Origin of the sequence: Paenibacillus sp. 4624, assembly GCF_050435065.1 — a bacterium.
GTDB lineage: Bacteria > Bacillota > Bacilli > Paenibacillales > Paenibacillaceae > Paenibacillus > Paenibacillus amylolyticus_D.
In genome coordinates this window covers 83,411-97,678 of record NZ_JBNDJR010000009.1, presented here as the reverse complement: position 1 = coordinate 97,678, position 14,268 = coordinate 83,411, and the positions used below count along the sequence as shown (strand labels likewise).

Sequence of the window (14,268 nt, the reverse complement as noted above, 5' to 3'; positions counted from 1 at the left end):
CATGTTTTTGATTTCCATCTGCTATAGTCTAAAGCTATAACCAGTCATACTTTTTTGGTATCTCTTCTAACCCCGCTCCACGTGATATGATAATCATATACAACGAGGGGGTTATTAACATGACTGACAAGTTCCAGATCGTAGGTAGTTTATTGCGGCCGGAAGAGCTGCTGACATATAAAACACAGATTGAACACCGGGATGATATCCAGTATCCATTCTATGAAGACTTTCAAGGATACCAGCAATGTGAGACGAAAGCGATTGAACAAGTAATCCAAAAAGAGATCGAGAACGACTTGTCTGTCATCACGGATGGCGAATTTTCCAAATCGATGTGGCATCTCGACTTTGTGTGGGGATTTGGCGGAGTGGAGCGGTATATTGCGGATCATGGGTACTTTTTCCGGGATGTGGACGGCACTTCTAAATATGAAACGCGCAAAGATATCGGGCTGCGTATTACGGGGCAACTGAGTGGCAAGAATCATCATTTCATTCAACTGTTCAAGCAGTTGCAAGACCAAGCGGGTGACCAGCAGACCAAACTCTGCATACCATCGCCATCCCATATTTTCGGTGAATTATCGTGGTCGGACAACATTGGGGGCAAGGATGCCGTATACCAGAATACACAGGAGCTAAAAGCAGGATTGGTAAGTGCTTATAAGGAATTTGTGCAGGAGTTTGCAACTGCGGGTGGTAAAATTCTGCAAATGGATGACTGCCTCTGGGAGCTGTTTGCCGATGACAATCCGAACTCGCCTTTTACCGGAGAGCATATTAATCAAGAGGAAGTACAGGGTCTCGCCACGGAGTTTATTGATATCAACAATACGGTCATTGACTTCGGTCATAGCCTGGGTCTGAAAATGTGGACACATAACTGCCGCGGTAACTATGATTCCCGCAACATGGGCGGCGGATCGTATGTGAAGATTGCGAATCTGTTCCTGAAGCAATTGAAGTATGATCGTTTCTTCCTGGAGTGGGATGATGATCGTGCGGGTTCCATAGAAGCGCTGGAAGTGTTCAAAGACAGACCGGATACAGAAATTGTACTGGGTCTGCTGTCCTCCAAAACAAGTACGCTCGATGATGAGGAGCGCGTGGTTCGTCTGCTGGACGAAGCCTCCAAGATCATTGACAAGGATAGGCTACTGCTGTCTCACCAATGTGGTTTTGCCTCCTGTGATGGCGGGAACGAACTGAGCGAAGCCCAGCAGTGGGCGAAGATTCATCAGGGTCAGCAGATTGCGAAGCAATACTGGGGCAACTGATCTCCGTAACATATAGACATTTTCATAGGCGTGACATAGACATAGACATAGACATAGACATAGACATAGGCGTAGTTATAGACAATGCCTCGTAAATGGGGAGCAAGATTCAACAATACGTGATGTCTTCAGATGGCGATCTTTTCCGAGTAGTATTCGGGAGAGGTCGCTTTTTATTTTGCCTGAAAGGAAAAGAAAATATATAAATGACAGATTGGGATAAAGATAAAGATAAAGACAGAGACAGAGACAGAGATGGAGATAGTGTGCAGAAGAAGAAAAAAGGCAGGGGGCATTATACGGTTCATTTTAAAATGGAACGATGTTTGTAGCCGATGCGGTAGTGATCGCCACTCCAGCGTATGCGGCAGCAGATATGCTTGCACATGACCATAAGTCGATTGCAGAACACCTGCGTTCGATCCCGTATGCTTCGGTGATGAACGTCGTACTGGCTTATCGCGAGCAGGATGTGGGCGTTTCCCTGAATTCATCCGGTTTTGTTGTACCGCGTAAAGAAGAACGCAAAATTACGGCTTGCACCTGGACATCATGCAAGTGGGAGCATACTGCGCCAGCCATTCTTTTTTTAATATCGCATATTGATACGTGTTTTCGTATTTTGGCGTGCCGTCTTCATTTTTGACAAAAGAAATAAACTCAAGAAATAGCCCTTCCCGGCGCATGCCGAGTTTCTCACACAGCTTCTGAGACCGGAAGTTATCGTCTTCCACATAAGCATAGATTCGCCGAATTCCCTGTTCCATAAAAAGGTATTCCATGAAGGCACGAGCACTCTCACTGGCGTATCCTTTCCCCTCAAACCTTCCGTTAAAATTCCAGCCGATACTATACGTATCTGAATCTGACTTTGGATCTGAATTCGATTTCGAGTCTGGATCTGAATCTGGATCATGGCCCTCTGTCATACCAAACAGCTCTCCAATGATTTCATTGCTGTCTTTCAGACAAACGGCGATATGGGAGTCGTCCTTGCTTCGTTTCTCTACCTCTGCAATTGCTTCCTCAAGTGTCGACATCTGATGATCCATAAAGCAGTTCACTCGTGGATTCGCGGTATACTCGAGTAGTCCGGTAGCATCCGTTGCGGTAAAATTACGTAAAATCAATCGATCCGTTTCAATGGTTTGCATAGATGATTCCTCCAATGATGATGGAAATAGATCATGGTTATCTATTCCGTATTCCGTATTTTGTTGTGTGTGTGATTGCATAGTACATATTCAAATCTTCCGTAACGCTTATCCCTTTTTCGGTGCCAAATCTCTCGGCTTAACTAGAGCAGGTGCAGCTTTTGTTTTAAACGTCGTGTTGACTTCCTTTGTCTCGTTTATCTCCTTGATCTCACTGACCTCGGTAGTCTCATTAGTCTGATTTGTTTTATCCGCTTTGGAGAACAGATTTATTAATTTGTCCTTGTAGATGTATCCGAATATAAATCCAACGACAGCGATGACCGATATGATGATGGCGATGGTGTATTGTTGCATATGAAGATTGGAACCCACCGCGGCTGAAGCGATAATCCAGGGCAACCGTCCAACTAGCAGAATAGTGAAGAAGCGTAAAGAGCTGATGGATGTCAGCGCAGCGACAAATACAAGCATATCTTTGGGCAACCCGGGTATGAGGAAAAAGATAAACAAAAAGGCAGTAAGTTTTCGCTCATCATGCATGAATGACATCCATTTCATATTTTGCTTCTGGAGCAGGCGAGATACAAAATCACGGCCGATGAAACGGGTGAAGTAGAAGGCAATCGCTGAACCTAAGACCAGACCAACGGTTGTATAGAAAGACCCCAATGCAGAACCATAGATGTATCCTCCGGCAATCTGCACAATTTCCCCTGGAATCGGCGCAACAACGATCTGCAAAATCTGGAATAAAATAAACATGATCGGGCCCCAGTGTCCCGTGGAATGAATATAAGCTCTGAAATTGTCCATCGAGGACATGATTCTAATGATAGCTGGAGCATAATAGATCAGTAGACCCGTAGACAAGGCAGCGAGCAGACCCAGCAGTATTTTCATCACAGTACGTTTTGAGAATTTCGGCATAACGTAAGACCCCTTTGTATAATGAGATTCACTATTAACAGTATAAAACGAAATCATGAAGAGATACCTACTTAACTTCTTAAGAATTCTTAAGGCGATGCTGATCCGCTGGCTCTGTTAAAACGCGCGGACTATACTGGAAGGAACGGAGGGATTTCGAATGAACAACACCAAGCAGATTTTAATTGCAGATGACAATAGTGAGATTCGTGAGATCGTGAAGATTTTGTTAGAAAGTGAAAACTACGAAGTCATTGAAGCCGTCGACGGTCAAGATGCGATAGATAAAGTAACGCAGGAAACAGATCTTATTATTCTGGATATGATGATGCCCAATAAGTCGGGACTGAAGGCATGTCTGGAGATTCGTGAAAAAACGAGTGCACCGATCCTGTTCCTTACAGCGAAAACACAGGATTCAGATAAACAACTGGCTTTTTCGTCCGGAAGCGATGACTTTTTGTCCAAGCCTTTCTCGTATACCGAACTGGTGGCAAGGGTCAAGGCGCTGCTTCGCAGATATTATGTATACCGGGGCAAGGAAAAAGTCGAGGAGGCCGAGCACATTGCGGTGAAGGATCTGACCATTCACAAGGATGCCAAATCGGTGTATATCGGTGAGGAAGAAATCTCGCTGACGGAAATAGAGTATCAAATTCTGTTGCTCTTGGCTTCCAAACGAAGAAAGGTTTTTTCAGCCGAAAATATCTATGAAAGCGTGTGGCAGCAGCCTTATTTTTATACTTGTAATAACACGGTAATGGTTCATATTCGCAATTTGAGAAATAAGCTGGAAGACGACCCGCAGCATCCTAAATATGTGCAGACCGTTTGGGGGAAGGGGTACAAAATTGAATAAACTGCTCATCGGGAAAAAACTAAAGCTCAAGCTGGTGCTTGCAATTATTCTGTCTCTGTTTGTTGCGGTAGGAACATTTATCGTGTTACAGGTGGTTGGCGAGACCGCGCTTGATAGTTATCTTAGTAAATCAACGTTTAGCGAAAACAGACAGCAGGATGCGCTCGAACGATTCCAGACCATGGTAAGCAGTGAGCACTTGTCCACACAGGATCATCAGCGGCTCTCGGAATGGATTCGTGGGGAGCGGTATCTGGAGCTGTTTATGTTTGAACAGGATAAATTGATATATTCGTCCAACATACAAGCGGATTCTGCGATTAATGAAGAACTGTTAACTCAGTTCTTGCCTTCTCGCACACCGATTACAACGGTGCAGTTTACAGATAAAACAGTGCAGATCTATCTGGTTGGTTTCTATGAATATCAATACTATAACCTGCTTTTGATTTTGACGGTATTCGCAGCTTTGATTGCGTTTATTGTTGCGTTCTTGCTCATGATCAATCGGAAAATATCCTATATTGGTAATCTGGAGCGTGAGATTAAAATACTGGAAGGCGGCAATCTGGATTATAAGATTACTGTATCTGGTAAAGACGAGCTGTCATCGCTCGCAATGAGTATTGATGAGATGCGGAAATCATTTGTGGAACGGCTCGGTAGCGAGGAAAGGGTGAGAAACGCGAATCGAGAGTTGATTACGGCCATTTCTCATGATTTGCGCACACCGCTCACGATTCTGCTGGGATACATGGACATTATTGAACTGGGCAAATACAAGACACAGGAAGACCTGCACCAGTATATTCACAATAGCCGAGAGAAGGCGTATCAGATCAAGATCCTATCAGATAAGCTGTTCGAGTACTTCACGGTGTCTACTGCATCAGAGGAAGGGGACGTAGAATTCGAAATCTATGATGGAAGGGAGTTGTTTGATCAGCTCCTGGATGAGCAGCTAGCCTTAATGGAAAATTTCGATGTTGAGATGAAGCAGCAATACGGAGAACGGGCCTTTTTGATCGAGTTGAACCTTGTAGCGATCCGTCGTGTGTTTGATAATATTTTTTCGAATATAAAGAAATACGCACACACGTCTTATCCAGTGCATATCGAGCTGTTCTTTCATCAGCAAACCTTAATCATGACGGCTCGGAACCGGATTAAACCTGTCGACAAAACGAAGGACAGTAACGAGATCGGACTCGTTAGTTGCCAGAAAATCATCGAACAGCATAACGGAACATTGAAGATATCTCAGGCAGCAGACACATTTATCTTACAGATCGAATTGCCTGTTATTCTCAGTAAAGAAGATCAGAAGTAACAGCTTATACAGGCAAATGGGGAGTATAGGCAGTTTAGGCAGAAAGAATGCATGTTCACTTATTCGATGAAACTTCCAGGTGTTAGGAAGGGTTATATAAGAGAGCTATAGAAAAGGTCACATAGAAGAGTGGCGAAAAGAAAAAGTGTAAGTGGAAATGAAAGTACAAGTGACAACATGAGGGGAGAGAGTTTCGTGAAGAACAATCATACTCCACTGAGTAAAAATCGGGTTTTGGAAGAACTGGACTCGCTGGGTTATTCGAACCGAATGAAAGAGATTGCGCGGCTGGGACGGAATCATCTGGCTGTGGCCCCGAAAGAATACGCAGCGCTGCTCATTCAGCTACTGGACAGCGGGACAGCGTACGAGGCACATCTGGCACTAACCGGAGCTGGTGCGGTAAAAGATGCACAAGCTGTTATACACGCATTAAATCATTCTAAGGCCGGGGTTAGGGGACGAGCAGCCTGGATGTTGGCAGAGGTGGTCATTGATCCGGGGTATAACATTGAATCCGAGATTGTTTCGATGTCGCACCATTGCCGTCAGCAACTCATGCGAAGTATTGTGAAGTATGCCAGACAGGATTGGGCAGAACGTCTGTTGCCGATCGTATTGGAACGTTGGGGTGCCGATGAGGCTGTTTTCCTACTATCCATGTGCAGTGAAGCAACGGTTCGCACACGACTGCCACAGCTTGGATATGCGATTGATAATTGGCGGGTAATTACGACCCGGTATCCTGATTTGGTCGCTGCTTACTTAGAAAATGCCTTAAATCAGGCATCGGAGAGCGACAGGCCCAGTGTGTGGTATGAGATGAGCACGGCGGTAGAGAAGCTGAGTATAGTAAGACCAGCAGTAGTCCTGGAATATGCATTGTCTTATGGTCCAAAAGAACAGATTCATCCTGTGATTAAGAATCAACTGGGTATCCTGATTCGGACTAGCCCTGAGCAAGTATTTGAGCTGCTCACGAGGCAGGAAACAAGGGCATACCTGCTGAACAACGGAGTTCCGGCGGGTGTGTTGAAAAAGAGAAGATACTTCACCACCGCGCATTGGACTGCAATGGTGACCATGCTTGCCGAAGCACCTTTTCAAGTGGCCAAGGTGCTGGATACGCTTGCCCCTTCGAGCCGTGAAGCGTTATTTAATGCGGCGTATCCGGAGCAGGAGCGAACGAATCGAGTGTTCCCTATGACCTTGCTCGATGTACTGCCGCATCAGTTGCGCGACAAGGAAGCGGTTCGCATGCTTAACCTGCGAGAAGTCAAGGAAGACCGGGGAAGAACGTTCGATATGACAGCACGTCGCCTGATTATACAAGTTAGAGAAACGCTGGAACAGTCTGTTCAGGTATCGAATGCGGATGAGCGTGCTACGGCGTATTCCCGGTTGATACAAAGCACGGCTTTGTCCCGTAGTGGGATGGAGGAAACAATACGCTTTCTGACAAGGGTAAAAAACGATCAGGACCCGGTACGTTTCATCGTTATGGCCGAACTATCGAGATGTCCAGTCACGATGTTTAAGGAAGAGCATGTGCCACATCTGACGGTCCTGGTCGACAGTGTCATTGAGGCGAGAGATACTTCACATGGAACCAGAACCGCAGTCGAGCAATTGGCTTTTACCGTTCTGCGGGAGCATGCAAATGAACCGGAGCGTCCCTTGTTCCAATTCGCACTTAGAACACTCAAGCGTATGGCGATGCGTGATGGGCAGTTTATGTTATTTTCCAGAGAGTGGGAGAGTCTGCCGCAGGCCGCGCTAGAAACCTTATTTGAGGAGATCTATGCCATGGGTATAGAAGCGAATAAACGGGAGAGTGACTACGTCGTTCTACAGATGGCTAGTGCATTTGGCAAAGCAATTGATCGATTGCCCAAACTCCATGATCTGCTCGAGGAATTGGTGAAGGGTAAAAAATCGGCGGCTCAAGTCGTCAGGTACTGGCTGGCACCCTACAAGACCAGGGATAAACGGGTTAGGGAACTGCTGGACCTTGATCCGACATTCATCTCATTCTACGAAGTGTTCGAGCACTTGCACCTGAAACGTCAGGAGTGGCTTGATCCGTTTATCTCCGGCAAAGTCCTCAAAGGCAAGCATTTAACAGGGAAAACGATCTATCTCGTTCCGGCTTATAATGGCTTTTACCGCTGGCTGCCTCGTCAGCAACAGGCGCTGGCTTCGCTGCTTGACCGGGTGGCACAAGACAACAAGCGAAGCTTCTATGAGCGTGCAAATGCGATGCGGAGTTTGGCGGGCATGCCGGATTATCGCTCGAATCAGCCGTTAGAGAAGCTGTTAACTGATCCAGAAGTACATATTGTCGAGGCTGCACTGCATGCCTTTTCGCTAACGGAGGAACCGGAAGAGGCTCTTCCGGTGTTATTAAATAATCTGGATGGAGATCGTGCACGAGTGGCGATGTATTCTATTCCGCGGTGTGCACGCAGGGTGAATCCGGTGCTGCTCACGTCCATGCTTTCGGACCTGTTAGACCGGGAGAAACTCAAGATTACAGTGCGGAAAGAAGCAGTGCGACTGCTGGGAGCCTATAAAAGCCGCGAGAGTGTGACCTTACTCGTCCGGGAATTCGAAAAGCCAAACAGGCACAAGGATGTCATCATTGCCATTGGTCATGCGGCCAGACAATGTCTGGATGATGAGCGAAGCTGGGCGATGATGAGTGTTATGGCGTCTTCTTCGGATCGAGACATTGCACGCAGTTTGCTGAATCAGCGTCCCGATGAACTTCCGGTGGAAGCGCGGCAGCGATATTTACAATGGATTACGGAGATTGCAGGTCATGATGACCCGATTGTATCGATGGAAGCTTTTCATGCCATGTCACGTTGGGGAAAGGTAAGTGCAGAGGTTATTGCAGATTGTGCTGGCACAGCGCTGAGCAATCTCCAGGAGGGTACACGCTGGAAATCTGCACTCCATGCCTTCGTCACGGTTTGCAAAGACGGGAAGGTGAATGATCGGGTCGTGCAGGTCACTCGGGAATTGGCACAAGCAAAGGTGGAGGACGACTGGAACGCAGGCAGTGAGCGGGATTTGCCGCATCGTCAGCGACTGCACCAGTTGATTGACTCGCTTGTCTCGTTATCTCCACTGGTGAAAAGGAAACTTGCTCCGTTATATGCAGCCATGATCGAGACTCTTCAGCAACATGAAATGCTGAAACTCACCGTGATTCGTCTGCACTTGGCTGCGATGGACTGGAGCCAGCCGGATCAAGTGATCACCCGGTTGTATCCTGTCATTGACGTTGCAAATGCGAATCCGGTTGTACTGAACTCGGTGGATCGGCAGGTTACACGTACAGTGCTCGATAGCAAAGGGTATTGGAATCCTGAACATCTGCTTCACATCGTAGATGTGTTGAGAGCGCGGGCGGATATAACTTCTTCATGGATTGGACTCTCTTTGCTCAAGATTGCTGGAGAGGAATTATTATGGAACAAGGATTGCCGCGAACGTCTGAGAGCATACCGGCAACATGAGCAAGAAGCGGTTCGTCTGCTGGCGTTGGATAGTTGGACAATACTTGAATAACATCACAGGAAAAGCGGTACAGAGATCATTCTGTACCGCTTTTTTGGCATGATTTCATGTTCAGAAGAACATGGTTTAGTGAAGGTTTAGCGGCCCGCATTAATGGATTCAAACATCTGCTCTTCATATTTCAGTACACTGTCGCTTCCGGGCTTGGTTACTCCGGTGTATACATTTTTGGTATTGTGATAGAAGGCTTCAGCCAAATCCCTGAGACGGTCAAGATCATGATGCTTCAGGGCAATAGCCTGGAATATACCGCTTAACATATATTTGTCGTCTGAACTATCGTCAAGATATCTCAAATTAAGAAACTCATTGAGAACATATACTTTGAATTCCTCAAGCTCTTCAGTAGTGGGGACATATTCCTTAGCGAGCTTCTCTACTGCAGCAGCCTTTTCCTTCGGGGATTGCTGGTTGTTTGCGATTTGATCAATCTGTTCTTCCCAAGCAGAGGAAGGGGGTTTATCCTGAATAGAAACAGCAGGTGACACATCACTACCGGCTCCACTGTAGAACATCAATGTCGTAAAAGTGTACATCAGGAATGATAACATAAACGCAATCTCTTTCATTTTTTTCCTCCATTGTATATTTATATAGAGTAGTGTACCAGAGATTCGAAAGACATGTCATGTAATGTAGATTTAATTAAACATGCAAATAAGTTCTAGATGTCAAAATAATAAATTTACTTTAAAGCGGAGAAGTGTTAGTATGTGGTGGAAAATGTTAGAAAAAGGATCTGAATTATGCTTCTACATGATCTGCACTCAAGGAGGCATCCCGTATTGAACATTGTATTTGTCGTGGATATTGTGCTCAGTGGCCGAGGTGGTATGGAGACAGCCCTTTCGTTAATCTATCATGAGCTCAAACAGAAACATGATATCACCGTGATTTTAAGAGGGGAATCTGCAGATGATGCCTGGGAAGAGGGGATAAATACGATCACTTTGTCTGCCAAGATCAATGATTTTATCCCAAAGCATATTTTGTTCAATATGTATTCTGCTGCCTTGGCGAACGTCATGAAAGACCTTCCGAGAGCAGATATCATCGTCTCGACAGGTGCTATTGGCGTGAAAGCTTCAACGATGGCAGTGAAGCGGTTAGATATTCAAGTACCGGTGGTTAGCTGGCTTCATTTTAATCTGGATTTTTACTATCAATTCTTCGAAGATTTACGTGCCGCGGATGGCCATCTGGCGATCAGCGAAGGGAATTTAAGAGATTTAAACTGTGTTTTTCCCGAAAAACAAAACAAGCTGGTCTATAATCCCGTGAAATTTGATAACATTCCATATGTGAACAGAGCACCTCATCCCGTATTTCTGGTTGTTGGAAGACTGGCCAAGGTGAAAAATGTGGATCAGATCTTGAGGGCTTTTTCTCCTTTGCAAAAAGAATACTTTGAATTACACATCATTGGTGATGGTAATCAATATGAATCTTTAGTAGAACTGTCCAGGCAACTGGGACTGCAGAATCACGTGGTCTGGTATGGGTGGCAACCAAGGCCATGGGATACGGTGATTAGTGCGACTTCACTAGTCCTGGCATCGGATACAGAACCGTTTGGGCTGGTTCTGATTGAAGCCCTTGCTAGAGGCATTCCGGTGATCTCCAGCAACTGCAAGTATGGGCCAGGAGAGATTATAAATGACAGCAATGGCTGGCTGTATGAGCCTGATAATCTGGAGCAACTGACGTCTATTTTGGATGGCGTTATGCAAGGGCGCTTGCCGCTTCCTGCACCAGAATTATGCAGAGAGTCGGTGAGAAGTTACGCCGTGCAAAGCATCGCTGAACGTTTTGAACAGGCGCTCCAGGACATTGAAAATGACCAAGCTATTCAACAGAAATGAATTGTTCACAGAATATTCAAAAAATAGTTGACACAGCAAAAGAATGGAAGTATTCTAGAAAAAAATTCAATTAAATGAAATAAAATACATTGTACTCCAAGAAGAATTACACATGTTCATACCATGCACATGGACTCTACAGCATATCCAATTACAAAATCTAATGTGAATTAATTTGATGTTCACGTTAACTTCCTAGAATGACCTCTCGATCTCCTTCCTTTCTTTTTTTAACTAGACTTGAAAGTGCAATCTTTGTGCTAGACAAGCCTTTACCCCATTCGTTCAACGTTTGAATCGTTCAGCTTTTTTGTTTTCTCTTACAGCTTCCTCTTTCAATAAACCTTTTTCGCTCAAAATGCAAGCGCTTACCTTACGTTGTTATATGAGAGGAGGTGAGAAGACATGACGAATTATAAAAAACCGACTTTTCGCAAATTGGAATCCGCAGCGATTGCTGTTGCAGCAGGTTGTGGCTGTGGTTGCGCATTTTCAGTGGGCGCCGGTTATGGATCTTGCTAATCATTTATTGTTCATGAACACACAAAGAGGCCTGTTTATCGGCCTCTTATCTTGATTATTGGAGGCATGTTCATGCAAATGGAGGAACGATTGCATATTCCGGATGTCGCGGTGTACTACGAGGATGGTCAGTATGTCGTACATAACGTTCAACTCAACTGTTGGGTTGTGTACTCACCAAGCGAGTATGAGATTGCATCGGAATTGATATATGACGGAAAATCGGCAACTGAATTGATTGATTCAGGCTTAAACCCGCAGCAGGTGAAGCAGGTTGCACGAAAAATGTTGATGTATCGTGTAGCCTATCAAGGAGAAAGACCCGCTGAGTACCACATGCTGGATGTGATGCAGAAGCAGGGAATGGGGAAGGTTCCGCCTGCTGCTGTATATTTCGTAACGACCTATAAATGTAATCTGAGCTGTATTTATTGTTATGCGGACAGCAGCCCGGAGCGCTCGATGAATGGGGATATGAATACGGAAGAAGCCAAAGACATGATCAGACAGATCAAGGAACTTGGCAGTAGTACCATCGTGTTTACGGGTGGTGAGGCGTTTATCCGTAAGGACATCATGGAGCTCATGGCCTACAGTAAAGAAATCGGATTACGAGTTAACGTAATCAGCAATGGAACATTAATTAACAGTCGTGAAAAGGTCAATGAAATTGCCAAGCTGGTAGATGTGTTTACGATCAGCTTTGACTCACTCGACAAAGAGGAGCATGAAGCCAATCGCGGTATAAATACGTGGGAACGTGCTCGTAAATCGATTGATCTTATCTTAGAAGCCGGAATTAAATTGAAAATCAACCAAACGGTGACCAAGCATAATCGGGATTCAGTTGAGCCCATGCTGCAGTTTGCCACGGAGCGCTCGGTACGCTTGAATATTGTACCGCTAGCGACGCTTGGCCGCGGGGATGACCGCATGCAGGGACTGAACTTTGGCGAACGTCGCCGAATTGCGGATCGGATGCTGGATATTGAGATGGGAGACGCTCATGAAGATTGTCATGCCTTGAACGTAAGGCAATATGAGCGTAGACGGCATTGCGGTCACGGTACAAGCGAGTTTTCAATTGATGCGAAGGGCAACGTTTTCCCCTGCAAGCTGCTGCATTCTCCGATGTTCCACGCTGGATCGATTCGAGAGAAGTCACTTCGGGAAATATGGGAGACGTCGGAGGTGTTTGAACGCTCGCGGAACAGGACGGTGCACACGTTGCCAGAGTGCATGAAATGTACGTTCAGGGAATCTTGCGGTGGGGGCTGTCGTGCATTTCATTGGGGAGCTACAGGTGACATTGACGGAACCACCCCTCATGATTGTTCAGGGATCCGGCGTGGAATTCGTAGAAAAATGGTAGCTTATTTCAAAATGGCAGGAGGTAAACCGAATGAGCCAGTGGTTTCAAATAGCCGATGATGTTTTTTTTGATGAAAATGTAGAAGGAATATTCATTCTTTCGGATGCTGGTGAGGTATTTGTATTGGAGGATGATGTCAGTAAAGCGGTGTGGAATATGCTCGCAGATTCTGCACAATCTCTTGATGAGATGTGTCAGCAGATCAAGCTGAAATTCAATATTGGCGATGAAGATCATGTCGAGGACGACGTTCGGGATTTTGTAACGGCATTATCCAAAATAGGAGTTCTGAACGAATGCTTAGTACCCGCAGACAGGATTTCCTGATTCGTGCATTGCAACAAGGCAAGTCCATCCCCATCGTGATTGAGGGTCACTGTATGCACCCTCTTCTTGTTGAAGGGCAGCACATTACTGTGCATCCTTTACTGGAAGACATCAAAGTAGGCGATATTGTGCTGGTTCGTGACCAGATGAAAGGTTTTTTGGCTCATCGCATTATCAGCCTTGGACATGACTTCGTTGTTACTTCAGGTGACCGCAATCACATGTCTGATCCTCCGGTACGGCGGAACGATATTTTGGGACGGCTGGATGTACCGGAAAATCCAATGCTCAATCAGAACCCGGAGCAAAATCCTGATCAGCGTTCATCGACCTTAACTGATTTACAAGGGTTATCATGTGAAATAAAGATTGTTGTTCATCCTGATGCCATTGATAGTTCATATGGTGAAGTGTTGTCTCGTGCCTTTGGTATAGATGTCGTCATTGCGGAAAATCCGCTCACCCAGCTAAAGCATATGCGGGAGAAGGGATGGACATCCGTTGTCATTCATGAAGGTGCAAGACAGCATCTATCTCAGTTGCCGCATGCTGCTAGCAGGGTTGTGATCTTTGCCGGTTACGAGGTGGCGAGGGACACGGATGAATCTGCCGGTATTATTGGCATGAGTGATGTGGACTTCGTAGCTCGAACAGCAGTCGAGTATTGGAATAACCTGCATGCAGAACTAAGCATTGCAGCGATTATAGGTTTTCATATGAGGGGGACAACCGTATGTCATGGGTAATTACCGCCACATGCGAAGGAGAACTTTTGGCTAAATGTATCGTGGCTTGCCCCGAAGAAGCCATTCAGACATCTCCGGATGCGAAGCAATATTATATTAATCCATCGGTATGTACCGATTGCGGCCTGTGTGATCTGGCTTGCCCTGTGGCAGCTATTTTTCCGGAAAGCGCTGTGCCGAAGCAATGGAGAAGCAGCATTGAAGAGAATCGTTTGTTCTTTCTCACGTAGTCACGCCATCATAACCTGCATATGTCAGCGCAAGGCGGAAGAGGCTTGCGTTGACATGTAGTATCAGGGAA

13 protein-coding genes are annotated in these 14,268 nt (G+C 45.7%); 10 read left to right on the top strand and 3 right to left on the bottom strand.

The window, feature by feature from the left end; translation table 11 throughout:
• The first annotated feature begins 119 nt into the window (after positions 1 to 119).
• Both ABIE27_RS20520 and ABIE27_RS20515 read left to right on the top strand, forming a co-directional pair.
• Positions 120 to 1,280 (top strand): cobalamin-independent methionine synthase II family protein, encoded by a 1,161-nt coding sequence (locus ABIE27_RS20520; protein WP_123064892.1) that lies wholly within the window; start codon positions 120 to 122, stop codon positions 1,278 to 1,280.
• A 322-nt stretch (positions 1,281 to 1,602) separates the two neighbouring features.
• Complete coding sequence (locus tag ABIE27_RS20515) at positions 1,603 to 1,926, top strand: FAD-dependent oxidoreductase (RefSeq protein WP_123064893.1); 324 nt, start codon at positions 1,603 to 1,605, stop codon at positions 1,924 to 1,926.
• Here the strand turns inward: ABIE27_RS20515 and ABIE27_RS20510 are convergent.
• Both ABIE27_RS20510 and ABIE27_RS20505 read right to left on the bottom strand, forming a co-directional pair.
• Complete coding sequence (locus ABIE27_RS20510; protein WP_429351366.1) at positions 1,811 to 2,434, bottom strand: GNAT family N-acetyltransferase; 624 nt, start codon at positions 2,432 to 2,434, stop codon at positions 1,811 to 1,813. The genes ABIE27_RS20515 and ABIE27_RS20510 overlap by 116 nt on opposite strands.
• 108 nt (positions 2,435 to 2,542) lie before the next feature.
• Positions 2,543 to 3,364: a TVP38/TMEM64 family protein gene (locus ABIE27_RS20505; RefSeq protein ID WP_123064895.1), complete on the bottom strand. Its 822-nt coding sequence runs from the start codon at positions 3,362 to 3,364 to the stop codon at positions 2,543 to 2,545.
• Between the two features lie 160 nt (positions 3,365 to 3,524).
• On the opposite strand from ABIE27_RS20505, the gene ABIE27_RS20500 reads away from it, so the two are divergent.
• The 3 genes from ABIE27_RS20500 to ABIE27_RS20490 all read left to right on the top strand — a co-directional run bounded on the left by ABIE27_RS20500 (position 3,525) and on the right by ABIE27_RS20490 (position 9,129).
• On the top strand, positions 3,525 to 4,223 hold the full coding sequence (locus tag ABIE27_RS20500; protein ID WP_429351365.1) for a response regulator transcription factor: 699 nt from the start codon (positions 3,525 to 3,527) through the stop codon (positions 4,221 to 4,223).
• Positions 4,216 to 5,553 carry a HAMP domain-containing sensor histidine kinase gene (locus ABIE27_RS20495; protein WP_429351364.1) on the top strand — a complete coding sequence of 446 codons (1,338 nt, stop codon included), beginning with the start codon at positions 4,216 to 4,218 and terminating at the stop codon, positions 5,551 to 5,553. The genes ABIE27_RS20500 and ABIE27_RS20495 overlap by 8 nt, the downstream gene beginning before the upstream one ends.
• A 195-nt stretch (positions 5,554 to 5,748) precedes the next feature.
• Positions 5,749 to 9,129 (top strand): HEAT repeat domain-containing protein, encoded by a 3,381-nt coding sequence (locus ABIE27_RS20490; RefSeq protein ID WP_429351363.1) that lies wholly within the window; start codon positions 5,749 to 5,751, stop codon positions 9,127 to 9,129.
• 86 nt (positions 9,130 to 9,215) lie between these two features.
• Here the strand turns inward: ABIE27_RS20490 and ABIE27_RS20485 are convergent, their stop codons facing one another.
• Positions 9,216 to 9,707, bottom strand: a complete 492-nt coding sequence (locus ABIE27_RS20485; protein WP_429351362.1) for a hypothetical protein — start codon at positions 9,705 to 9,707, stop codon at positions 9,216 to 9,218.
• Between the two features lie 216 nt (positions 9,708 to 9,923).
• On the opposite strand from ABIE27_RS20485, the gene ABIE27_RS20480 reads away from it, so the two are divergent.
• The 5 genes from ABIE27_RS20480 to ABIE27_RS20460 all read left to right on the top strand — a co-directional run bounded on the left by ABIE27_RS20480 (position 9,924) and on the right by ABIE27_RS20460 (position 14,197).
• Entirely contained in the window at positions 9,924 to 11,000 is a 1,077-nt protein-coding gene (locus ABIE27_RS20480; RefSeq protein WP_429351361.1) for a glycosyltransferase, read from the top strand.
• Between the two features lie 594 nt (positions 11,001 to 11,594).
• Positions 11,595 to 12,953 carry a radical SAM protein gene (locus tag ABIE27_RS20475; protein WP_429351360.1) on the top strand — a complete coding sequence of 453 codons (1,359 nt, stop codon included), beginning with the start codon at positions 11,595 to 11,597 and terminating at the stop codon, positions 12,951 to 12,953.
• A complete protein-coding gene (locus ABIE27_RS20470; protein ID WP_123064901.1) occupies positions 12,925 to 13,221 on the top strand; it encodes a PqqD family protein in 297 nt (98 codons plus the stop codon). The genes ABIE27_RS20475 and ABIE27_RS20470 overlap by 29 nt, the downstream gene beginning before the upstream one ends.
• The gene (locus tag ABIE27_RS20465) at positions 13,191 to 13,967 is read left to right on the top strand and encodes a S24/S26 family peptidase (protein ID WP_429351359.1); all 777 of its coding nucleotides are present in this window, start codon (positions 13,191 to 13,193) and stop codon (positions 13,965 to 13,967) included. The genes ABIE27_RS20470 and ABIE27_RS20465 overlap by 31 nt, the downstream gene beginning before the upstream one ends.
• A complete protein-coding gene (locus ABIE27_RS20460) occupies positions 13,955 to 14,197 on the top strand; it encodes a 4Fe-4S dicluster domain-containing protein (protein ID WP_123064903.1) in 243 nt (80 codons plus the stop codon). Before ABIE27_RS20465 ends, ABIE27_RS20460 begins: the two co-directional genes overlap by 13 nt.
• Positions 14,198 to 14,268 lie beyond the last annotated feature (71 nt).

Bases quoted from the DNA above. Each gene is read 5' to 3' on its own strand.
- ABIE27_RS20460 (WP_123064903.1), top strand. From the start codon at position 13,955: ATGTCATGGGTAATTACCGCCACATGCGAAGGAGAACTTTTGGCTAAA.
- ABIE27_RS20485 (WP_429351362.1), bottom strand. From the start codon at position 9,707: ATGAAAGAGATTGCGTTTATGTTATCATTCCTGATGTACACTTTTACG.
- ABIE27_RS20475 (WP_429351360.1), top strand. From the start codon at position 11,595: ATGCAAATGGAGGAACGATTGCATATTCCGGATGTCGCGGTGTACTAC.
- ABIE27_RS20470 (WP_123064901.1), top strand. From the start codon at position 12,925: ATGAGCCAGTGGTTTCAAATAGCCGATGATGTTTTTTTTGATGAAAAT.
- ABIE27_RS20510 (WP_429351366.1), bottom strand. From the start codon at position 2,434: ATGCAAACCATTGAAACGGATCGATTGATTTTACGTAATTTTACCGCA.
- ABIE27_RS20505 (WP_123064895.1), bottom strand. From the start codon at position 3,364: ATGCCGAAATTCTCAAAACGTACTGTGATGAAAATACTGCTGGGTCTG.
- ABIE27_RS20500 (WP_429351365.1), top strand. From the start codon at position 3,525: ATGAACAACACCAAGCAGATTTTAATTGCAGATGACAATAGTGAGATT.
- ABIE27_RS20515 (WP_123064893.1), top strand. From the start codon at position 1,603: ATGTTTGTAGCCGATGCGGTAGTGATCGCCACTCCAGCGTATGCGGCA.
- ABIE27_RS20465 (WP_429351359.1), top strand. From the start codon at position 13,191: ATGCTTAGTACCCGCAGACAGGATTTCCTGATTCGTGCATTGCAACAA.
- ABIE27_RS20520 (WP_123064892.1), top strand. From the start codon at position 120: ATGACTGACAAGTTCCAGATCGTAGGTAGTTTATTGCGGCCGGAAGAG.